At 38.5% G+C, this 22,952-nt stretch carries 19 protein-coding genes and 4 tRNA genes; 15 read left to right on the forward strand and 8 right to left on the reverse strand.

Going from position 1 to position 22,952, the window contains the following annotated elements; genetic code table 11:
• Positions 1-2: 2 nt before the first annotated feature.
• Genes KP713_RS02985 through glnE form a run of 4 tightly spaced genes read left to right on the forward strand, consistent with a single transcriptional unit; the run spans position 3 to position 7,157 of the window.
• Complete coding sequence (locus KP713_RS02985; protein ID WP_005635430.1) at positions 3-1,373, forward strand: N-acetylmuramoyl-L-alanine amidase; 1,371 nt, start codon at positions 3-5, stop codon at positions 1,371-1,373.
• Positions 1,374-3,263, forward strand: coding sequence for a DNA mismatch repair endonuclease MutL (gene mutL, locus KP713_RS02990; RefSeq protein ID WP_215769815.1), 1,890 nt, complete (start codon positions 1,374-1,376; stop codon positions 3,261-3,263). It begins immediately after the preceding gene.
• A 7-nt stretch (positions 3,264-3,270) separates the two neighbouring features.
• Positions 3,271-4,206, forward strand: coding sequence for a tRNA (adenosine(37)-N6)-dimethylallyltransferase MiaA (gene miaA / locus KP713_RS02995; RefSeq protein ID WP_215769816.1), 936 nt, complete (start codon positions 3,271-3,273; stop codon positions 4,204-4,206).
• Between the two features lie 5 nt (positions 4,207-4,211).
• Positions 4,212-7,157, forward strand: a complete 2,946-nt coding sequence (glnE, locus tag KP713_RS03000) for a bifunctional [glutamate--ammonia ligase]-adenylyl-L-tyrosine phosphorylase/[glutamate--ammonia-ligase] adenylyltransferase (protein WP_215769817.1) — start codon at positions 4,212-4,214, stop codon at positions 7,155-7,157.
• Between the two features lie 20 nt (positions 7,158-7,177).
• Here the strand turns inward: glnE and recN are convergent, their stop codons facing one another.
• Both recN and KP713_RS03010 read right to left on the reverse strand, forming a co-directional pair.
• Positions 7,178-8,854 (reverse strand): DNA repair protein RecN, encoded by a 1,677-nt coding sequence (recN, locus tag KP713_RS03005; RefSeq protein WP_215769818.1) that lies wholly within the window; start codon positions 8,852-8,854, stop codon positions 7,178-7,180.
• 110 nt (positions 8,855-8,964) lie between these two features.
• Positions 8,965-9,855, reverse strand: a complete 891-nt coding sequence (locus tag KP713_RS03010) for an NAD(+) kinase (protein WP_133498235.1) — start codon at positions 9,853-9,855, stop codon at positions 8,965-8,967.
• Positions 9,856-9,955: 100 nt separating this feature from the next.
• Between KP713_RS03010 and grpE the strand changes: the two genes are divergently transcribed.
• The 6 genes from grpE (at position 9,956) to KP713_RS03040 (ending at position 15,520) form a co-directional block, all read left to right on the forward strand.
• Positions 9,956-10,552, forward strand: a complete 597-nt coding sequence (gene grpE / locus KP713_RS03015; protein ID WP_215769819.1) for a nucleotide exchange factor GrpE — start codon at positions 9,956-9,958, stop codon at positions 10,550-10,552.
• A 68-nt stretch (positions 10,553-10,620) separates the two neighbouring features.
• Entirely contained in the window at positions 10,621-11,040 is a 420-nt protein-coding gene (locus KP713_RS03020) for a nucleotidyltransferase substrate binding protein (RefSeq protein WP_215769820.1), read from the forward strand.
• A complete protein-coding gene (locus tag KP713_RS03025) occupies positions 11,024-11,317 on the forward strand; it encodes a nucleotidyltransferase family protein (RefSeq protein ID WP_111696527.1) in 294 nt (97 codons plus the stop codon). The genes KP713_RS03020 and KP713_RS03025 overlap by 17 nt, the downstream gene beginning before the upstream one ends.
• A gap of 224 nt (positions 11,318-11,541) precedes the next feature.
• Positions 11,542-13,665 (forward strand): anaerobic ribonucleoside-triphosphate reductase, encoded by a 2,124-nt coding sequence (nrdD, locus tag KP713_RS03030; RefSeq protein ID WP_215769821.1) that lies wholly within the window; start codon positions 11,542-11,544, stop codon positions 13,663-13,665.
• 117 nt (positions 13,666-13,782) lie between these two features.
• Positions 13,783-14,643 carry an acyl-CoA thioesterase II gene (gene tesB / locus KP713_RS03035; RefSeq protein ID WP_118777377.1) on the forward strand — a complete coding sequence of 287 codons (861 nt, stop codon included), beginning with the start codon at positions 13,783-13,785 and terminating at the stop codon, positions 14,641-14,643.
• 10 nt (positions 14,644-14,653) lie between these two features.
• The gene (locus KP713_RS03040; RefSeq protein ID WP_215769822.1) at positions 14,654-15,520 is read left to right on the forward strand and encodes a ferritin-like domain-containing protein; all 867 of its coding nucleotides are present in this window, start codon (positions 14,654-14,656) and stop codon (positions 15,518-15,520) included.
• Positions 15,521-15,712: 192 nt separating this feature from the next.
• Here KP713_RS03040 and trxA read toward each other — a convergent pair whose 3' ends face one another.
• Both trxA and KP713_RS03050 read right to left on the reverse strand, forming a co-directional pair.
• A complete protein-coding gene (gene trxA, locus KP713_RS03045) occupies positions 15,713-16,036 on the reverse strand; it encodes a thioredoxin (protein WP_048954178.1) in 324 nt (107 codons plus the stop codon).
• 149 nt (positions 16,037-16,185) lie between these two features.
• Positions 16,186-17,295 (reverse strand): methionine biosynthesis PLP-dependent protein, encoded by a 1,110-nt coding sequence (locus tag KP713_RS03050; protein ID WP_215769823.1) that lies wholly within the window; start codon positions 17,293-17,295, stop codon positions 16,186-16,188.
• A gap of 245 nt (positions 17,296-17,540) precedes the next feature.
• On the opposite strand from KP713_RS03050, the gene KP713_RS03055 reads away from it, so the two are divergent.
• The 4 genes from KP713_RS03055 to KP713_RS03070 all read left to right on the forward strand — a co-directional run bounded on the left by KP713_RS03055 (position 17,541) and on the right by KP713_RS03070 (position 17,936).
• A tRNA-Gly gene (locus KP713_RS03055) sits at positions 17,541-17,616 on the forward strand.
• Positions 17,617-17,622: 6 nt separating this feature from the next.
• Positions 17,623-17,696, forward strand: a tRNA-Cys gene (locus KP713_RS03060).
• A 27-nt stretch (positions 17,697-17,723) separates the two neighbouring features.
• Positions 17,724-17,810, forward strand: a tRNA-Leu gene (locus KP713_RS03065).
• Positions 17,811-17,860: 50 nt separating this feature from the next.
• Positions 17,861-17,936, forward strand: a tRNA-Lys gene (locus KP713_RS03070).
• A gap of 144 nt (positions 17,937-18,080) precedes the next feature.
• On the opposite strand, the gene KP713_RS03075 is transcribed toward KP713_RS03070, so the two are convergent.
• The gene (locus KP713_RS03075; RefSeq protein ID WP_106013440.1) at positions 18,081-18,701 is read right to left on the reverse strand and encodes a YagU family protein; all 621 of its coding nucleotides are present in this window, start codon (positions 18,699-18,701) and stop codon (positions 18,081-18,083) included.
• Positions 18,702-18,898: 197 nt separating this feature from the next.
• Here KP713_RS03075 and KP713_RS03080 point away from each other — a divergent pair, with 197 nt between their 5' ends.
• A complete protein-coding gene (locus tag KP713_RS03080; protein WP_215769824.1) occupies positions 18,899-19,948 on the forward strand; it encodes an AI-2E family transporter in 1,050 nt (349 codons plus the stop codon).
• A 62-nt stretch (positions 19,949-20,010) separates the two neighbouring features.
• Here the strand turns inward: KP713_RS03080 and xerD are convergent, their stop codons facing one another.
• From xerD to proC, 3 genes are read right to left on the reverse strand one after another with little or no spacing between them, the layout of a single operon-like run.
• On the reverse strand, positions 20,011-20,904 hold the full coding sequence (gene xerD / locus KP713_RS03085) for a site-specific tyrosine recombinase XerD (protein WP_005636429.1): 894 nt from the start codon (positions 20,902-20,904) through the stop codon (positions 20,011-20,013).
• Positions 20,905-20,934: 30 nt separating this feature from the next.
• Positions 20,935-22,101 (reverse strand): 3-phenylpropionate MFS transporter, encoded by a 1,167-nt coding sequence (locus tag KP713_RS03090; protein WP_215769825.1) that lies wholly within the window; start codon positions 22,099-22,101, stop codon positions 20,935-20,937.
• Positions 22,101-22,916, reverse strand: coding sequence for a pyrroline-5-carboxylate reductase (gene proC, locus KP713_RS03095; RefSeq protein ID WP_215769826.1), 816 nt, complete (start codon positions 22,914-22,916; stop codon positions 22,101-22,103). Before proC ends, KP713_RS03090 begins: the two co-directional genes overlap by 1 nt.
• Positions 22,917-22,952: the final 36 nt, after the last annotated feature.

Here is a 22,952-nt window from a genome sequence, read left to right on the forward strand (position 1 = left end):
TTATGAAAACTAAAATTTTATTTTTTCTTTTTTTCTCAACGTTTAGCTTCTCTCTTTTTGCAGCCCCAATTACGATTGCGATTGACCCAGGTCATGGAGGAAAAGATCCAGGTGCAATCAGCCGAAACTTGGGCATTTATGAAAAAAACGTCACCCTTTCGATTGCAAAAGAGTTAAAAGCCTTACTCGATAAAGATCCAAATTTTCGTGGCGTATTAACACGAAGCGGTGATTACTATATTTCCGTGCCTGAACGTTCAGAAATCGCACGTAAATTTAAAGCGAATTATCTCATTTCCATTCATGCGGATTCATCTGAATCACCTGAACGTCGCGGTGCATCAGTCTGGGTGTTGTCAAACCGTCGAGCCAATGATGAAATGGGTCAATGGTTAGAAGACGATGAAAAACGCTCCGAATTACTCGGTGGCGCAGGAAAAGTGCTTTCACACAATAACGATAAATACCTAGATCAAACTGTGCTTGATTTACAATTTGGTCATAGCCAACGTACAGGTTATGAACTTGGTAAACATATTTTAAGTCATTTCTCAAAAGTGACGACCTTAAGCCGCAGCGTTCCTCAACACGCAAGCCTTGGCGTTTTACGTTCACCCGATATTCCTTCCGTATTAGTGGAGACAGGTTTTCTATCAAATTCTGATGAAGAACAAAAACTTAACTCCCCTGCTTATCGCCGTCGTATCGCCTATATGATTTATGAGGGATTAGTGGTTTTCCGTGGCGGAAAAGCCAAATCTTTCATTAGTGATGATATTGTTCAGAATAGCAAACAAAGTGATACAAAAAATACTGAAAAAAATGACCGCACTTCTGATAAAAATACCAATGAGAACAGCGTAAAAGATAGTGGACTTCGCCACACCGTCAAAAATGGGGAAAGTTTAGGAAGCCTTGCGAATAAATATGATGTCAAAGTGGCGGACATTGTGGCGTTAAATAAATTAAAACGCGAAGCGCTTTGGATTGGTGAAACTATCAAAATTCCAGATAATGGAAAAACTCAAAAGGCACAAGATGAAAAAATAAATTCATCAAAAAATAAAGAAAGTGCGGTGAAAAAAGCAGAGAAAACGACTGAGAAAAGCAATACTTTAAAAGTAGAAAAATCAGAAAATAAAACGGATAAAAATAAATCCTCAAATAAAACGAAAAAAGAGGAAACCTCATCCAATAAAAAATCTGATGAGAAAAAAGAAATTCCGCTTTACCATGTCATTCAAAAAGATCAGACAATCTATGCTGTATCGCGAGAATACAATATTTCAGTCAGCCAAATTTTAAAGCTGAATCCAAAATTAAAAGATGGTAAAGCCCTGAGCGGACAAAAAATTAAATTAAGAGAAAAATAAATGCCAATTAAAATTCTTTCCCCACAACTTGCTAACCAAATTGCTGCCGGTGAAGTGGTAGAACGCCCTGCGTCTGTGGTGAAAGAATTAGTGGAAAATAGCCTTGATGCAGGTGCAAATAAAATCCAAATCGATATCGAAAATGGTGGGGCAAATTTAATTCGCATTCGTGACAACGGCTGTGGCATTCCAAAAGAAGAATTAAGCCTGGCGTTAGCCCGACACGCTACTAGCAAAATAGCCGATCTTGACGATCTAGAAGCCATTTTAAGTTTGGGCTTTCGAGGCGAAGCATTGGCGAGTATCAGCTCTGTATCGCGCTTAACACTGACTTCTCGCACCGAAGCGCAAACTGAAGCTTGGCAAGTTTATGCGCAAGGTCGTGATATGGAAACCACAATCAAACCCGCATCACATCCTGTCGGCACAACAGTTGAAGTCGCCAATCTTTTTTTCAACACACCAGCCCGTAGAAAATTTTTGCGCACAGATAAAACAGAATTTGCTCATATTGATGAAGTCATTCGCCGCATTGCTTTAACAAAATTCAATACGGCATTTACATTAACGCATAATGGGAAAATCATCCGTCAATATCGTCCTGCTGAAGAGCTCAACCAGCAACTAAAACGTGTCGCCGCTATTTGTGGGGATGATTTTGTCAAAAATGCCTTACGAATTGATTGGAAACACGATGATTTACACTTATCGGGCTGGGTGGCCACACCAAATTTTAGTCGAACTCAAAATGATTTAAGTTATTGCTACATTAATGGCCGAATGGTGCGAGATAAAGTGATCAGCCATGCTATTCGACAAGCCTATGCTCAATATTTACCAACGGATGCTTATCCTGCGTTTGTGTTGTTTATTGACTTAAACCCGCATGATGTGGATGTCAATGTTCACCCAACCAAACATGAAGTGCGCTTTCACCAACAACGCCTCATTCATGATTTCATTTACGAAGGTATCAGCCATGCGCTAAACAATCAAGAACAGCTTAATTGGCACAAAGACCAAAGTGCGGTAGAAAATCACGAAGAAAATACGGTGCGTGAACCCCAACCGAATTACAGCATTCGTCCTAATCGAGCAGCTGCGGGGCAAAATATCTTTGCGCCACAATATCATGAAAAACCACAGCAAAATCAATCGCACTTTTCTAACACACTAGTGTTGCCAAATCATGTAAGTACTGGTTATCGAGATTACCGTTCTGATGCACAGAGTAAAACTGAGCAACGTTTATATGGTGAATTGTTACGTACATTACCGCCTACAGAACAAAAGGATATATCGAATACAGCACAACAAAATATTTCAGATACAGCTAAAATCATCTCAACTGAAATAATTGAGTGCTCATCACATCTGCGCGCCCTTTCACTTATTGAAAATCGCGCGTTGTTATTACAACAGAACCAAGATTTCTTTTTGCTTTCATTGGAAAAATTACAACGCTTGCAATGGCAATTGGCTTTACAACAAATACACATTGAACAACAGCCTTTATTGATTCCAATTGTGTTTCGCTTAACTGAATCACAATTTCAAGCATGGCAACAATATTCAGATGACTTCAAAAAAATTGGCTTTGAATTTATCGAAAATCAAGCACAATTACGCTTAACCTTAAATAAAGTGCCAAGTTTATTGCGTACACAAAATCTACAAAAATGCGTGATGGCAATGCTGACTAGAGAGGAAAATTCATCACCATTTTTAACCACGCTTTGCGCACAATTAGAATGTAAAACCTTTAACGCTTTAGCGGATGCACTCAATTTATTAAGCGATACAGAACGTTTACTCACGCAAACAAATCGCACGGCATTTACCCAGTTGCTAAAACCTGTTAACTGGCAGCCTTTATTAAACGAAATTTAGATTCTTCATGAAACCAACCGCAATTTTTTTAATGGGCCCAACAGCCTCAGGCAAAACAGATTTAGCTATTCAACTACGTAGCCAACTTCCAGTCGAAGTGATTAGTGTGGATTCAGCGCTCATTTATAAGGGAATGGATATTGGCACAGCGAAACCATCAAAAGAAGAACTTGAGCTTGCGCCTCACCGATTGATCGATATTTTAGATCCGTCAGAAAGCTATTCCGCAATGAATTTTCGCGATGATGCGCTACGAGAAATGGCAGATATTACTGCACAAGGCAAAATTCCATTATTAGTGGGCGGCACGATGTTGTATTACAAAGCCTTAATCGAAGGGCTTTCTCCCTTGCCTTCTGCTGATGAAAATATTCGTGCAGAGATCGAACAAAAAGCAGCTCAACAAGGTTGGGCAGCATTGCATACGGAACTCGCCAAAATCGATCCTATTTCTGCCGCCCGAATTAATCCAAGTGATTCTCAACGAATCAATCGTGCTTTAGAAGTTTTTTATATCACAGGAAAATCACTCACAGAGCTGACGGAAGAAAAAGGCGAAGCCTTGTCTTATGATTTTGTGCAATTTGCAATTGCGCCGCAAGATCGTCATATTTTGCATGACCGCATTGAACAACGCTTTCATAAAATGATTGAACTAGGCTTTCAAGCAGAAGTGGAAAAACTTTATGCGCGTGGCGATTTAAATATTAATCTACCGTCAATTCGCTGTGTGGGCTATCGTCAAATGTGGGAATATTTGCAAGGTGATTACGATCACGAGGAAATGATTTTCCGTGGTATTTGCGCAACGCGCCAGCTAGCTAAACGCCAGCTCACTTGGCTACGCGGTTGGAAAACGCCAATACAATGGCTGGATAGTTTGCAACCTCAACAAGCGAAAGATACCGTATTACGTCACTTAGATTTCTATCAAAAAGGTTAGAAAAAATGACCGCACTTTCTGCCCTCATTGAACAAAAATTACAATCTCTTGGCACAATTCTGTGCCAATCTTTTCCAGAACTTTCCCCAGAAAAAATTCACGACGCCATTCAACAAAATTCAACTCATCCTGAGCAGCCTGCTCATCAATTAGGCTATGCTATGGCAATGTCTGACTTTGTAGAAAAAGTCTTGCAAAAATACCCACACTTAGTGAAACAATGGTGGAAAAAATCCCCCAGTTTTGCAGATTGCTCTGCCTATACTGAACTTCTGAATAGAGAGTTAACCAATGTACATGACGAAACCGTACTCTATCAAACATTACGCCAATTCCGTAACATTGAAATGGCAAAATTAAGTTTTTGTCAAAGTTTGAATCTTGCCACTGTAGAAGAAATTTTTGTTCATCTTTCACAACTTGCAGAAAGTTTAATTATCGCTGCCCGCGATTGGCTTTATCATCAAGCCTGTGCGGAAATGGGGACTCCAATGGATGAACAAGGCAATCCGCAACAACTTTATATTCTAGGAATGGGGAAACTTGGTGGCTTTGAACTAAATTTTTCCTCGGATATTGATTTAATTTTTACTTATCCATCACAAGGGAATACGTCTATTGAAAATACGAATGCTCGACGTTCTGTGGATAATGGAAAATTTTTTACGCGTTTAGGACAACGCCTTATTTCTGCCTTAGATGAATTTACCTCTGATGGTTTTGTGTATCGAACCGATATGCGCTTGCGTCCATTTGGTGACAGCGGTGCGCTTGTTCTCAGCTTTGCGGCAATGGAACAATATTATCAAGATCAAGGTCGAGATTGGGAACGCTATGCGATGATCAAAGGGCGAATATTGGGTGCACAAACAAAGGATCCCAACGTTTCAAAATTACAAAAAATGTTACGCCCTTTTGTCTATCGCCGTTACATTGACTTTAGTGTGATTCAATCTTTACGCGAAATGAAAGGCAAAATTGAGCGAGAAGTACGCCGTCGTGGTTTGAAAGATAATATTAAATTGGGTGCAGGGGGGATTCGTGAAGTCGAATTTATCGTACAAGTGTTTCAACTCATTCGAGGCGGGCGAGAAATCAATCTGCAACAACATTCACTCTTAAAGATCTTGCCTGAAATTACCAAACTAGGATTAATTACCGAGCAACAATTCCACGACTTACGTGAAAGTTATATTTTTTTACGCCGCGTAGAAAACATTCTACAAGCTATTAATGATCAACAAACTCAAACACTACCAACCGATGAAATAGATCAAATTCGTTTAGTCGAAGCATGTAAAACATTCACCTGTTTAAATGAAAATAATCAAACCATTGAAAAACATTATCCAATAGAAAATTGGGACGATTTTTACCGCACTTTGCAACAAAAACAAGAAAAAGTGCGAGCGGTATTTACTCAATTAATCGGTGATGAACAAGATGAGCCTTCACAAACTGATAGCCAATGGCAAGATTTTTTAGAATCAGATTTTGAGGATATTGAACAAACATTATTAGAGAGTGGTGTATCAGAAAATAATATTGATGAAGTTTTAGAAAAGCTTGCTCAATTCAAAGACAGCCTAAATCACAGAGTGATTGGTTCGCGTGGGCGTGATGTTTTGAGCCATTTAATGCCAATAGTACTTGCACTTATTTTTGAACAAGAAAATTACCGCACTTTGCTCCCCCGAATTCTGAACATTATTGAAAAAATTTCGAGTCGCACGACTTATTTAGAATTATTATTGGAAAATCCTCGTGCCCTTCAGCAAGTTATTGAACTTTGTGCACAGTCTCAACTTATTTCAGAACAACTTGCTCGCCACCCTATCTTATTAGATGAATTGCTTAATACAGAAGCGCTACGCCATCCGTTGCCATTTACCCAATATCCTGCAGAGTTACACCAATATTTGCTTCGTTTACCACCTGATGATGAAGAACAGCTTATTGATGCTTTACGTCAATTTAAACAAGCAACCCTATTAAAAGTGGCCGCAGCAGATATTTTGGGGGCATTACCGGTGATGAAGGTAAGCGATCATTTAACCTATCTTGCCGAAGCGATTATTGAAGTCGTTGTAAATCTAGCTTGGAAACAAGTTTCCTCTAGATTTGGCGTACCTGAACATTTACAAAATGATGAAAAAGGATTTTTAGTGATTGGTTATGGAAAACTGGGAGGTATTGAACTCGGTTATAAATCCGATTTAGACCTGGTATTTTTGTACGATGCCGTAGAAAGTCAAACAACAGGTGGTAAAAAAGTGATTGATAGCAATCAATTTTACCTGCGTTTGGCACAAAAGATTGTGAGTATTTTCAGCATAAATACTTCCGCTGGCGTACTTTATGAGGCAGATATGCGCCTACGCCCGTCTGGCGATGCTGGCTTAATTGGCTGCTCTCTTTCTGCATTTGCCCATTATCAATTGAATGAAGCTTGGACATGGGAAAAACAAGCGCTTGTGCGTGCTCGCCCTGTATTTGGTGAATCATCTCTTAAAGATAAATTTGAGCATATCCGCCAGCAAGTACTTTCTGCATCACGAGATATTGAGCAATTAAAGCGAGATGTTGTGGAAATGCGAGAAAAAATGTTCACGCATTTGTCTCATTCAAAAGATGGTGAATTCAATCTTAAAACAGATCGCGGTGGTATCACTGATATTGAATTTATCGCTCAATATTTAATGCTTGCCAATGCTCCGCAAAACCCACAACTAACAAAATGGTCAGACAACGTACGTATTTTCGATGATATAGCTGAGGGTCAAATTATTAGCCAAACAGACTGCGACACCTTAAAACAATGTTATGTCGATTTACGCAATGCTATTCACCATTCAAATTTGATAGGTAAATCCTCCGTTGTGGATAAAACTGAATTTGTCAAAGAGCGGTCATTTATTCAAACATTTTGGGATAAGCTATTTAGTTCATAAAATACTAATTAAATCCCATTTTAATGAACTAAATCTAACATTTCCTGTGCATTGGCTAAGGCTAATTCTGTAATTTCACTTCCGCCCAAGAGTCTTGCCAAGGCTGGTACACGTTCAGCTTGTGAAAGTGCGGTCATTTGTGTTTCAGTTTTATTATCCACAGTAAATTTTTCTACATTGAACTGATGGTGGCCATGACAAGCAACCTGTGGCAAGTGAGTTACGCATAATACTTGGCAACGTTCACTTAATTGACGTAAAAGTTTTCCGACAACACTGGCTGTTTTTCCGCTAATGCCCACGTCCACTTCATCGAAAATTAACGTTGGAATAGCCGATTGATCAGAAGTTAAAACTTGAATCGCTAAAGAAATACGAGAAAGCTCACCACCAGAGGCAATTTTAGCTAACGGTTGAGGTTGTTGACCTAAATTACTACGCAAAGTAAAAATCACATTATCCGCACCGTTTGCTCCTACTTTATCTAAATCCGTATTCAACTCTACATAAAATTCAGCATTTTCCATTGCAAGTTGTTTTATCGACTGCGTGACATTCTGCGCTAAGCGAGCTGCAGATTGCTGACGACTTGCAGTTAATGCTTTAGCCGTTACTTGCATTTGTTCAAATGCGAGTTTTTCTTGCTCAATCAACATATCTTCACTTTCAGAAAAATCTAAAAGTGCGGTTAATTCTGCTTTTAATTTTTTGTGATGTTCCACAAGATCTTCAGGCTTAACTTGGTGTTTACGAGCAAGTTGTAAAGCCTGACTAATTCTTTGTTCGATTTCCTGTAAAAGTTGAGGATCTTGCTCGATATTACTTGATAAATTTCGCACTTCACTGGTTGCTTCTTGCACTTGAATCAACGCGTCATTCAACATACTTTGCACTTCAGCATATTGCGGATCAAGTTCAGCTAATTCATCAATATATTGTGTCGCACGATAAAGCAAACTATCGATATTTACCGTGTCATTTTCACTTAAAATTTGCAGGGCTGATTGAGAAAGTTGAGTTAACTGTTCACTGCTAGATAAACGACGTTGTTCATCTTCTAATTCTAAATATTCATTTGATCGAAGATTAAATTCATCTAACTCATCTACTTGATACTGTAAAAGTTGTTTACGTGCTTCATTTTCTGCCACTTTTTGTTGAAAGGTTTTTACTTGATTTTGAAGATTTTTCCATGCCTGATAATCTTCACGCATTTTCACAAGTAATTCAGGATGTGCGGCAAAATTATCAACTAACTGAAGCTGATAGTCATTTTTTAGCAATAATTGGGAAGCATGCTGCCCATTAATATGAACAAGATATTGACCAATTTCTTTTAATTGAGAAGCGGATACAGGAGTGCTATTAATAAAAGCTTTAGAACGTCCGTCTGCATTAATCACACGACGCAAAATACACTCAGTGGGATTATCTGGATCTTGTAATTCTTGATCATTCAACCATTGATAAGCAGGATTATGCGATTCTAGTTGGAAAGTTGCACAAATTTCTGCGCGTTCTTGCCCTTCTCGTACCATTGAGGTTTCTACTCTTTGTCCGAAACATAAACCTAAAGCATCAATGGCGATAGATTTACCTGCTCCAGTTTCCCCAGTAATAACAGACATTCCTTTCGCCAATTCGATATCAAGCTGGCGAACAATCGCAAAATTATTGATAGTAAGTTGAGTAAGCATAGCAAAATCCTTTAACTGTATATCAATCATATTACAACTGATTTAATTTACAGTAAAGGATTTTTTTACAGTGTTTTAAGATACACTTCGACTATGCTTTTTTATAAAAATTAAAATGATTTCAACCAACCTAATTTGGTACTTAATACATTGTAATAATTATAATTTTTTAGATGAAGCAATCGGAGTTTATGCTCGCTTTTTTGAATATGCACCACGTCATCAGGCGTAAAAGGTAAGGCTATTTGACTATCACAGCCTACTTCCAATTGAGATGTATTATGCTCAGCAAAACGAATCGATATTTTGCTATCACCATCAATAACAAGAGGACGAGAAGTCAATGTATGTGGAAACATTGGCACTAGCGCAATGGCATTAAGGTTCGGTGTCAAAATAGGTCCACCAGCGGAAAGAGAATAAGCCGTAGAGCCTGTTGGAGTAGAAACAATTAATCCATCAGAACGTTGGGAAAATGCAAACTTATCATTGATATATACATGAAAATCGATCATATGCGCAATTTTCGCAGGGTGGATAACCGCCTCATTCACTGCATTACCTGTCGATACAATTTCACCTGCACGCTCAATTTTTGCTTCTAATAAAAAACGTTCTTCCACGAAGAATTCACCTCGTTCTAAACAAGCTTCAAGTTGAGCATAGGCATTTTTCGGGTCAATATCTGTTAAAAATCCCAAATTACCACGGTTGATACCAATCAATGGAATATCATATTTTGCTAATACGCGAGCACGGCCCAACATATTACCATCCCCACCAATCACGATAACCAACTGTGCTTGGCAACCAATTTCATCAAGTGTTGCGAGATTTTCTGCAGGAAGCCCCAGTTTTTCAGCAACATCTTTTTCCATTATTACTTGATAGCCGCGTTCCGTTAACCAGTGAAACAAATTTTTGTGCATTTGTAGGTTAATGTCATTTCTAGGTTTTCCTACAAGTCCAATGGTTTTAAAGGAACGATATAAATTATTCATAAAATAAACCGCACTTGAATTTAACATTTTCGTCATTATATAGTTTTTTGTTAGACTATAGCTAACGACTATGGCGAATTTTGTATTTACGGAGAAAAAAATGTCAGAACAAGAACAAAAAATTGAAACCCCAGAAGTAGAAAAGCAAGAAGACTCTGTTGTGGAAGAAACACAACAAACAGAGCCTTCTCAAGAACTTGATCCTTTAGAAGAAGCAATTGCCCGAGTGCAAGAACTTGAAGAGCAGCTAAAAAATCAAATAGAAGAAGCGGCAAACAAAGAACAGGATATTTTACTTCGCTCTCGTGCTGAAATTGAAAACCTTCGTCGTCGTACTGAACAAGACGTAGAAAAAGCACATAAATTCGCATTGGAAAAATTCTCAAAAGACATTTTGAATACTATCGATAACCTAGAGCGTGCCCTTGCCACTCCAGCAAATAAAGAAGATGAAACCGTAAAAGCGTTATTTGACGGCGTAGAACTGACCTTAAAAGAATTAGTTTCAACCGTCGGGCGTTTTGGTGTGGAAGCTGTAGGTGTTGTCGGAGAAGCATTTAATCCTGACTTACATCAAGCCATTTCAATGCAACCTGCTGAAGGCTTTGAAAGCAATCAAATTAGCGTCGTATTGCAAAAAGGCTACACCTTAAATGGTCGAGTCATTCGCCCTGCTATGGTAATGGTGGCAGCTTAATTTATATTTTGTCTAAAAAGCGGTCGGTTTTTCGGCCGTTTTTACCAATTACTCCATAAGGATCCGCAATGGTTGATTTCGATCTCACCCCTTTAAAAAAGGCTATTTTACGGTTAGAAGAGGGTTTAATTCGTTATCAAGAAGACATTTCTGACATTCAAATTCGCGATGGCTTGGTTCAACGCTTTGAATTTACGTATGAAATTAGCCATAAAACCCTTAAACGTTATTTAGAAAAAACCTCCGCTAACCCTGATGAATTTGATGAAATGACTTTTCAAAATATCATCCGATTAGGAAATGAAAAAAATCTATTAATGAGAGATTGGACACATTGGCGAAAATTTCGAGATATGCGAAGCCGTACTAGCCACACTTACGATGAAGAAACAGCAATTCAAGTTGTTTCTGGCATACCTGAATTTTTACAAGAAGCCAAATTTTTACAAAAGGCTCTACAAGAGAAATTAGATGCTTATCATTTCTAGTCAAGAGCTTGAGATTATCAAAGCAATTTTACAACGCTATGTGCCCGAACATTCTGTTTGGGCATTTGGTTCACGTGTTAAAGGCACGACAAAACCCTATTCAGATTTAGATTTGGCCATCATAACAAACACCCCGCTTAATTTACAAACTCACGCCGATCTAGTTGATGCCTTTTCCGAATCTGACTTGCCTTGGCGCGTTGATCTTGTAGATTGGTCATTAACTAGCGAAAAATTTAAACAAATCATTTTAAATTGTTACGAAGTCATTCAGTAATCTATTCCCTCAGTCAAAACTTTGATCTCGCTCACAAAATCAAAAAATATTTGAGAAAAGTTCTCAACAACTTAATTTGATATTTTTCTAATAAAATCAATCTCTAACAAAATTCTCTTGCAATGAAACGCCTAAAAACACTACATATTGTGTGTTGATTATCTTTTTAGATCTATATATAGTGCACTCCGCATTTCAAAAACACTATATATTGGAGCTATATCATGAGTAACTTTGGGGTCATCAAGCGCGATGGTTCTCGTGCGGAATTTGAGATTCAACGTATCATCAATGCCATTAAAAAAGCCGCAAGTGCGGTCAATATTTCCGATGAATTTTATTGCCACCAAATTGGGCAAGAAGTAGGAAATGAAATTTTCACCCATCATCAAGGCGAGATTGATATTAATCAGATTCAAAAAATCGTTGAAGATAAATTGATGGCAAGTCGTTATCCCGAGGTTGCTCGTGCGTATATCGAATATCGTCATGATCGTGATTTAGCTCGCGAAAAACGTAGCCAGCTAACAAAAGAAATTGAAGGTTTGATTGAACAAAGCAACATCGAATTACTTAACGAAAACGCCAATAAAGACGCGAAAGTGATTCCAACACAACGTGATTTGCTTGCTGGGATTGTGGCAAAACATTATGCCAAGCACCATATTCTTCCACGCGATGTAGTAGAGGCTCACGAAAAAGGTGAAATTCATTATCACGATTTAGATTACGCGCCGTTCTTCCCAATGTTTAACTGTATGTTAGTTGATTTAGAAGGGATGCTTTCTCGTGGTTTTAAAATGGGTAATGCGGAAATCGAACCCCCTAAATCTATCGGCACCGCAACGGCAGTGACAGCACAAATTATCGCCCAAGTCGCCAGCCATATTTACGGTGGCACAACCATTAACCGTATTGATGAAGTGCTTTCCCCTTATGTGCAAATCAGTTACGAAAAACACCTCAAACATGCCCAAGAATGGAACGTGCCTGATGTTGAAGGTTACGCAAAAGCATTGATTGAAAAAGAATGTTTCGATGCCTTCCAATCTTTAGAATATGAAGTTAATACACTGCATACTTCGAATGGACAAACACCATTTGTGACCTTTGGTTTTGGTTTAGGTACAAGCTGGCAATCCCGCTTAATTCAGCAAGCTATTTTGAAAAATCGGATTCGTGGACTTGGAAAAAATCATAAAACGCCAGTCTTTCCAAAACTTGTTTTCACCATTAAAAAAGGCTTGAACCAAACTCAAGGCGATCCGAACTACGATATCAAACAACTCGCATTGGAATGTGCATCAAAACGTATGTATCCAGATATTCTCAATTACGATCAGGTTGTCAAAGTTACGGGCTCTTTTAAAGCCCCAATGGGATGCCGTAGCTTTTTAGGTGCATACGAAGAAAAAGGCCACGAAATTCACGATGGGCGTAATAATCTTGGCGTGGTGAGTTTGAATTTACCGCGTATCGCATTGGAGTCTAAAAACGAAGAAGATTTCTACCGCACTTTGGATGAACGTTTGGCTATTGCGAAAAAAGCATTAATGACGCGAGTTGCCCGCCTTGAAAATACTAAAGCTCGCGTTGCTCCCATTCTTTATATGGAAGGCGCATGCGGAGTGCGGTTAAAAGCGGATGAAAATGTGGCACAAATTTTCAAAAATGGACGTGCCTCTATTTCTCTCGGCTATATCGGTATTCACGAAACCATTAATGCGCTATATAACAAAGGGCATATTTTTGATGATGAACAATTACGCGAAAAAGGCATTGCGATTGTTCGCCACCTTAGCGAGGCAGTTAAACGCTGGCAAAAAGAAACAGGCTATGCCTTCAGCCTTTACTCCACGCCAAGTGAAAACTTATGCGACCGCTTCTGCCGTCTAGATACCAAAAAATTTGGCGTGATTGAAGGCGTAACGGATAAAGGCTACTACACGAATAGTTACCACTTAGATGTAGAAAAGAAAGTGAATCCTTACGATAAACTAGATTTCGAAATGGCATATCCCCCACTCGCCAGCGGCGGTTTTATTTGCTACGGTGAATATCCAAATATTCAACACAACTTAAAAGCATTGGAAGATGTGTGGGATTATAGCTACGATCGCGTGCCTTACTACGGCACAAACACACCGATTGACGAATGTTATGAATGTGGTTTCACTGGCGAATTTGAATGTACCAGTAAAGGTTTTGTTTGCCCGAAATGTGGCAATCACGATAGCACAAAAGTGTCTGTCACTCGTCGCGTCTGTGGCTATCTGGGTAGCCCTGATGCCCGCCCATTTAATGCGGGAAAACAGGAAGAAGTGAAGAGAAGAGTTAAACACCTTTAATTAACACCCTAGCAATAGCACGCATTTTTTAATGCGTGCTTTTTATTACCAACTTTGGCATTCCCCAAAATCTTCGCTAAAATAACCGCACTTTTTCTTATCCTCGAGGCAAGCAATATGTCAGATATTCTCAATAACCTCATTCATCTTCTTAAACTTGAAAAAATTGATGATTTAATCTTTCGTGGTGAAAGCCAAGATTTAGGTTTTCGTCAAGTATTTGGTGGACAAGTTGTGGCTCAAGCATTATCAGCGGCAATGCAGGTGGCGCCAGAAGATCGTATTTTACATTCTTGTCATGCCTATTTTCTTGCTCCTGGAGACAGCCAATATCCGATTATTTACGATGTGGAAACCTTGCGTGAAGGGCGTAACTTTTCTGCATTACGCGTAAAAGCCATTCAACATAAAAATACCATTTGTCATGTAACCGCTTCTTTCCAAGTGCCTGAAAAAGGTTTTGAACATCAAAATACGATGCCAAATGTTGGTACACCTGAAGACTTTACAGATGAAAATGTGATGCTACAAAAAGTGGCTCAAACCTTGCCAGAACCACTCAATGAAAAATTTGCCGCAGAGCGTCCATTTGAGGTACGTACCAAATATTTGAATAACCCATTTAACGGGACAAAATTGCCAGCCGAGCAATATTCTTGGTTTAAAACCAATGGTGAAACGCCGCTTGATATAAAAATTCAGCAATGTTTATTAGCTTATTTTTCCGATTTTCACTGTATTTTGACCGCACTTCATCCGCATGAAAAAGGCTTTTTACAAAAAGGAATGAAAGTGGCAACTATTGATCATAGTATTTGGTTCCATCGTCCGTTTGATTTAAATCACTGGCATTTGCACGCAATTGAAAGCAATAATGCGTTTGGAGGGCGAGGCTTGGCACGCGGGCAAATTTTCTCACAAGATGGTCAATTAATCGCGACAACACAACAAGAAGGCTTGATCCGTTTTAACGAATAAGAGAGAAAAAATGACCGCACTTATTACACAATTTTGGCAACAAGTTGAAACCGCACTAAAAACAGCGAATCCACAAGAAAAATGCAGCTTAGTTAATGATCTCTACGATAATCTTCTGCCACAAATTCAGTTGATTAAATTAGAAGATTTTCCCGAAGTCGTGCCGCAAGATAATATTGCTGCTTTTCCTGAAAAACCGCTCTTAGTTGCACCCAAAGATGTACCTAAACGTTCTTTTGCCACAGAAGAAGGCTATGCAGCGACATTGCACGCTATCGCACATATTGAGTTTAATGCGATCAATTTAGGCCTAGATGCCGCTTGGCGATTCGGGCGTAATGCACAACAAGAACTAGGAGAAGGTTTGGCTTTTGTGAAAGATTGGCTACGTGTCGCTCGTGAAGAAAGCACGCACTTTTCCTTAGTCAATGAACATTTGAAAACATTGGGTTATCAATATGGTGATTTTGAAGCTCATGCTGGATTATGGGAAATGGCACAAGCCACCGTGCACGATATTTGGGAACGAATGGCGTTAGTTCCTCGTGTATTAGAAGCAAGAGGCCTCGATGCAACACCTGTTCTGCAAGAGAAAATCGCACAACGTAAAGATTTTGCCGCAGTGAACATTTTGGATATTATTTTGCGCGATGAAATTGGCCATGTGTATATCGGCAATCATTGGTATCACGCACTTTCTAAAAAACGGGGTTTAGATGCGATGAAATGCTTTACTGAACTGTTACACAAATACCGTATTGTTATTTTTAAAGGTGTCATTAATACCGATGCTCGTATTCAAGCAGGTTTCACTCAGCATGAGTTGGATTGGATTTATGAAGTGGAACAAACATTAAAATCTTACATGAAAAAATAAATATCTTAATGTCTTAGACTTTTGTCGTTTGTGCTATTTCTTACTTCCGCATAATGATCTTCAAACTGGAAAACAGAATGCTCAACCCAGCCATCATAAAATAACTACAACAAACAACCACTCAAATTAAAATGATAGGTGATATAAAAAAGCCATACAATTTGTAACTGTATGGCTTTATAGAACATAAAATTAAATGTGTTGATTAATAAAATTTGCCAATTGTGTTTTTGGTAATGCCCCAACTTGAGTAGCAACAACTTGACCATTTTTGATCAATAATAATGTTGGGATACTACGAACACCAAATTGTGCTGGCGTTGTTTGGTTATCATCCACGTTCATTTTTACAATTTTTACTTTACCTGCAAATTCAGGAGCAAGCTCATCTAAAACAGGCGCAATCATTTTACAAGGACCACACCACGGTGCCCAAAAATCTAATAATACAGGGATATCTGAATTCACAACGATACTTTCAAAGTCAGCATCATTAATATGTAATACTTCGCTCATTTTTATTTCCTTATTTTATGAATAATGTTCAAAACAAGAACATTTTTGATTTACTAGTGAAATGAAGAATAACACTGTTTTAACAAATGTAAACTTATTGTTTTAATTGTCAAAAACTAAATAGCAAGTAAAATCTCACTTCATCCTCATTATTTCAAATTAGAAAATGCCTGTAATAAATCAGCCTTAATATCTTCTACATCTTCAATACCGACTGAAAAACGCAGCAAGGTATTAGTAATCCCACGGGCTACACGCTCAGATTCTGGAATATCCATATGAGTTTGAGTGGCAGGATAAGTAATAAAACTTTCTGTGCCGCCTAGACTTTCTGCAAAAGTAATCAATTTAATGGATTTTAAGAATGTATTAACCCAAGCTTCATCTTGCAAGCGGAAAGACAACATCCCCCCTTTATTTGGATAAAGCACTGATTCCACTTGTGGTTGAGCTTTTAAAAATTCCGCAATGGCTTGTGCATTTTCTTGATGACGTTTCATGCGTAAAGAAAGGGTTTTCATACCACGAATAGTCAGCCAAGAATCAAAAGGTGAAAGCACCGCACCTGCACCATTTTGAATATAAGCAATGCGATCACAAAGTTCTTGTCCTTTCGCAACAATTAAACCAACAAGTGCATCATTATGGCCAGCAATATATTTAGTCCCGCTGTGAATCACCACGTCAGCGCCTAAATCTAATGGACGAGAAAGCACTGGCGTTAAAAACGTATTGTCCACAATTAACATCAAGTTATGTTTTTTCGCAAGTTTTGCAATTTCAACCACATCACATTCTTCCATTAAAGGATTTGATGGGGTTTCAATAAAAATCGCTTTCGTATTTGGGTTAATTGCCGCCTCAATTTCAGAAGTAGATGCTGTATTGACATAAACAGGCTTTACACTATTGTTATTTTTATAAGAGAAATCTAATAGTCGATAAGTACCACCATACACATCGCTAGAAACGATCCATTCATCTGGGGCAGTGAAAAGCGTCATCAAAACTTGAATTGCCGCCATACCAGAAGAAAAAGCAAAACCACGATCTCCATTTTCTAATTTAGCTATCGTTTCTTCTAATACTGTACGAGTTGGGTTTTTAGTCCGCGTATAGTCAAACCCTGTACTCTCACCAATTCCATGATGCCCATAAGCTGTAGAAAGAAAAATTGGTGCAGAAACTGAACCAGTTCGCTTATCACTTCGATTACCAGCTTGTGCTAATAAGGTATCAATTGCATATTGTTGTATCATAACATCCTCTAAAAACAATAAAAATTCACCGCACTTTCATGCTATAAAATATACTGAACATTTTGGCATAAAGGGGAAAGTGATAAAAGCGGAAATTATATAATTGCATAAATTTCTATTTATTCATCATTTTGTGAGAATTATTTAAACAAAGTGAATCTTTTTTAAACGGTTAAAAAAAATTTTTTACTCTATGATTGACAGCTTTTTAAATTTCCGTAAAATGCGCACCACTAACAGCGAATGCGGGAATAGCTCAGTTGGTAGAGCACGACCTTGCCAAGGTCGGGGTCGCGAGTTCGAGCCTCGTTTCCCGCTCCAATTCGTGGCGTGTTAGCAAAGCGGTTATGCACTGGATTGCAAATCCATGTAGCTCGGTTCGACTCCGGGACACGCCTCCATAATACGCAAATGTTAGTTGTCTATATGCCCGAGTGGTGGAATCGGTAGACACAAGGGATTTAAAATCCCTCGCCTTTCGAGGCGTGCCAGTTCAAGTCTGGCTTCGGGCACCATTTAAACACCAATCCAAAGATTTTAAAATTTACTTTAAAATCATCTAATTGGGTCGTTAGCTCAGTCGGTAGAGCAGCGGACTTTTAATCCGTTGGTCGAAGGTTCGAATCCTTCACGACCCACCAATATTAAAAACTTTCAACGCTTAAAATTTTATCTTTCGATTACACAAAAAATACTAAATATATTATTCATATTCTATTTAAAATAAAAAAAATAACTACACTTAGTTTCCTAATATGCAGTTATCTTCGTATTAGCTAGAGAAATTAACGTACCTGACCTAATGGAATCTCAGCATCTGGTTCATTTGTAATGCGATTACGTAAATCACGACGAATCACTTCAATAGTCCAGAACCAGAAAATATGTCCCACTAATTCTGAAATATGTTCATATAATGGCCACTCTGCAACTGGCGGTGTTAAACCTAATGCAGGGAAAGTAATATAGTGAACACAAATATTGGCAATAATACCAGCTCCGATACCCTGCCAAAATTTAATTTTAGGGAAGCGTTCTGCAACTATACAATAACCAATAGCAAATACTAAAGAAAAAATAATATGCGTGACACCAATCCAGTTAAATGCATGATCCGCAAATGTAAATGCAGCTTGAGTCGGGTCAATACCAATGTAATCACGTAAAAAAACATGTGGTGGATTTAGAAATGCACGTGAGCATACAGAAAGAATCTGGTCTTGACTTAAACCTGTCACATCCACTTTACAAGCTGCTGCAAAGAAATCAATTGGGCTGCGTGGTGGAAATGGATGCTCAGCTCCCCATTTTACAAATGCAGAAATAATCCCTGCGATGATGCCGACAAAAATAGCTACGCCATAACGACGACGATTTGCAGGGCTTTGAGTAAAAATACCTGACATATTTTGCTCCGAAATTAAGAAAAAATAACTGCACTTGCTATACAAAACTCAGCCATAACCAAAATGCGACACAAATTTTGTTTTAATAACAAAATCTAGGTAGGAATGTTAAAGAATTTAAAAGATTAGTCAAGTGCCAACTATAAACAACAAATAATTTCACTTATAATGGCTCAAAATATTCATTGGGAAGTACTATGTTAGAAATGTTGAGAAATTGGTATATACGCCGATTAAGCGATCCTCAAACAATGGGGTTACTTGCTATTTTATTGTTTGGCTTCCTTGCTATTTATTTTTTTGGAAATCTAATCGCACCGCTGCTTATTGCTATCGTATTAGCTTATTTGCTCGAAATGCCAATTCGTTTATTAAACTTACGTTTACGCTTTCCAAGGATCATGGCCACTATTCTTGTCTTTGGTAGCTTTATCAGTATCGCTACCATATTCTTTTTAATTCTTGTACCAATGCTTTGGAATCAAAGTATTTCCTTATTAAGCGATTTACCAGCGATGTTTAATAAACTCAATGAATGGTTACTTAATCTACCAGAGCATTATCCAGAACTCATTGATTATTCTATGGTAGATTCCATTTTTAATTCCGTACGAGAAAAAATTCTTGGTTTTGGTGAATCAGTGGTGAAACTGTCTTTAACATCAATTATGAACTTAGTTTCTCTCGGTATTTATGCTTTCTTAGTACCACTAATGATGTTCTTCATGTTAAAAGATAAAAAAGAACTTTTACAAGGGGTGAGCCGCTTTCTTCCAAGAAACCGTCATTTAGCTTTCAAGGTTTGGATAGAAATGCAACAACAAATTTCTAATTATATTCATGGTAAATTATTAGAAATTTTGATTGTAACTCTAATTACTTATATTATTTTTCTTATTTTTGGCTTGAATTATCCACTTCTCTTAGCATTTGCTGTAGGGCTTTCAGTGTTAGTACCTTATATCGGAGCTGTGCTTGTCACCATTCCTGTTGCCTTGGTCGCATTATTCCAATTTGGTGTAAGCCCAACATTTTGGTATATCATCGTTGCTTTTGCCATAAGTCAACTTTTAGATGGCAATTTACTTGTTCCTTATTTATTCTCTGAGGCAGTAAACTTACATCCATTAGCGATCATTATTTCAGTATTAATTTTCGGTGGATTGTGGGGGTTCTGGGGCGTATTTTTTGCCATTCCACTAGCAACTTTAGTGAAAGCAGTTCTAAATGCTTTACCTGAAGATTAATATGAAATATTCAGATAAAGGAATAATTTAAAACAGCTTATTTCATTACTACGCGTTTTTAATTACCCTCTAGGATGAAATCTTTCATGCAATCGTTTCAATCGCTCTTTTGCCACATGAGTATAAATCTGTGTTGTGGATAAATCTGTATGCCCTAGCAACATTTGCACCACGCGTAAATCCGCACCATGATTCACTAAATGGGTGGCAAAAGCATGCCGAAGAACGTGAGGGGAAAGTGCATCAGCATCAATATCCGCGAGAATGGCATAATGTTTTACACGATGCCAGAAAGTTTGACGAGTCATTTGCTGTGCACGCTGACTTGGAAAAACAACATCAGAACTCTGCCCATTTAATAGAACAGGGCGACCATAAAGCATAAATTGACGAACCCAATAGGCAGCTTCTTCCCCCATTGGCACAATACGTTCCTTGTTTCCTTTACCAATCACTCGCACCACGCCTTGTTGCACGCTCATGTTTTCAATTGTAAGCGAAACTAACTCCGTGACACGAAGCCCAGTTGCATAAAGCAACTCTAACATTGCTTTATCACGCAACTCCAAAGGCACTTCAACATCTGGCGTATTGAGTAAATCTGACACTTGTTGCTCAGTTAAATATTTTGGTAGGCGACTGGGTAATTTAGGCGAACTTAGCACCGCACTTGGATCATCCACTCGGTATTTTTCCCGATATAAATATTGGAAAAGTTTACGCATTGCACTTAACATTCGCGCGGTGCTCGTGGCTTTGTAACCTTTCTCCAAGCGCTCACCTAGAAAACCTTGCAAATCAACAGCATCTAAGGTTTCCAAAGACAAGTCGTTTTTATCCAACCAATCACAAAGTGCGGTTAAATCCAAACGATAAGATTGAACGGTATTTTCTGAAAGCCCTTTTTCAATCCAATATTCATTAAGAAACAAATCAATGAGCGCTAGATTTTTCATATTACTTTTCTACAAGGAAAGCGATTCATCCTATTTATGCTGAACAATCAAAAAGGCATTTAACTTACGTGGAATCACAAAAAATGCTGCTGCCGCAATGATACTCATAAATAAAAATGTCATCGCCGGCGACGTTGGATAAATCGTGCCTGCAATCGCAGTGAAAATGGCAATTAGCACCCCATTCGATAAGCCATTATACAAACCTTGCAACTTCGCAATATGACTTTGCGGTTGCGTGGTGATATAGCGAACAATCGCATAATGGCAAACGGCATAAGTCAAACTATGCATAAGTTGCAATAAGAATATCAACCAAAAATCTTCAACATATCCCATTACAGCCCAGCGTCCGATGCACGCAAGCGCAGAAATATAAAGCAGCACACTGATAGAAATATTTTGAAATAAGCGACGAGAAAAGAAAAATAATACAATTTCTGCTAATACCCCAATGCCCCAAAGTAAGCTAGTTTGTGAAACAGAAATTCCAATGCTTGTCCAATAAATCGTGCTATACACATAATAAGCCGCATGAGAGCCTTGAATAAGCCCCACTGCAATCATGACCCGCAATGTAATAGGATTTTTCAGTAACGCAATAAAACCAATATTATTTTGAGCGCCACCTTCAGGTATCTCATCTTTTGGGGGAATGGTTGGTTTTAAAAGCTGAATGATAGTATAGAAGGATAAAAGTGCGGTTAAAATCCACACGATATTTTGCTCGCCAACCCAGCCAATCATGCCACCGAACACAACTACACCAAGAATAAAAGCAGCAGAACCAATCAAACGTACTTTACCGTAATCCAAGCCTATTTGTCGTTGCCAAGTGGATGCCAACGAATCTCCAATCGGCATTCCCGCTGAATTTACAGAGGCATATAAACCAATAGCAATAAACAACAACCAAAAATTATGTGCAACTAAACTCATAGCCGCCATAATAATGGCCGATGCTAACGCCAATAGACGTAATGAACTAATAATATGATTGGCTTTTTTAATTAGCGATGAAAAAAATAATCCGCCCGCAAATCGGAAAATATAAGCACTCCCGATCACCAAGCCAATCATTTCTTCGCCATATTGTTGTGATTTCAACCATGCAGGGAAGAACGGCAAAAACACACCATAAGCGCAGTAGTAACCAAGAAAGCTCAGTGCGAGCCAATAAAAAGGACGAACTTGCATCAGAATAAAGTTTCCATTTCTTGTGAACGAGACAAACAAGCTTGCATGGCTTGCTCTATTGTTTGAGTAAAATGTTGTGCATCAAATACCGCTAATGCCGCAGCAGTGGTGCCACCTTTCGAGGTGACATTTTCACGCAAAGTTGAAAGTGCAATTTGCGGATTTTCGGTCACCATTTTTGCTGCACCAAGCATGGATTGCTGCACTAATTCACGGGCAGTTTTCTCATCAATATTCATTTTGATTAAGGCTTGCTGCATCGCTTCCAGCATCAAAAAGAAATAGGCAGGGCTACTTCCTGAAGCGGCAGTTACTGCGTGCATTTGAGTTTCATCATCCACCCAAACCGTTCTTCCCACAGATCCCAATAAATCTTGTGCAAAAGTGCGGTAATTTTCACTCGTATTTTTCGGTGCGAATAACCCCGCCATGCCATCTCCCACCAATGCGGGCGTATTTGGCATGACACGCACTATCGATTTTATACTTGGAATTAATGCGTTCAAGCGTTCAGTTGAAATACCCGCAGCAATGGAAATTAATAATTTATCGGAAAAATCCACCGCACTTAGCGACGAACAAACTTCAGCCATCATTTGAGGTTTTACCGCAAGCAACACAACTTCCGCTTTGGTTGCACTTTCCACATTATTTTCTGAAGTTGCCACGCCAAGATTGGCAAAAAATGCCCTTTTTTCCTCATTCGGATCATTCACAATAATTTGCTCGGCAGGATAACCTTGTTTCAATAATCCAAGAATAATAGCTTGCGCCATATTGCCGCCGCCAATAAAGGCAATCAATTTGTGTTGCATCGTTTTTCCTACTTTTATGGGCTATAATGCCGCACA

This window comes from Haemophilus sp. SZY H36 (assembly GCF_018829625.1).
GTDB lineage: Bacteria > Pseudomonadota > Gammaproteobacteria > Enterobacterales > Pasteurellaceae > Haemophilus > Haemophilus haemolyticus_K.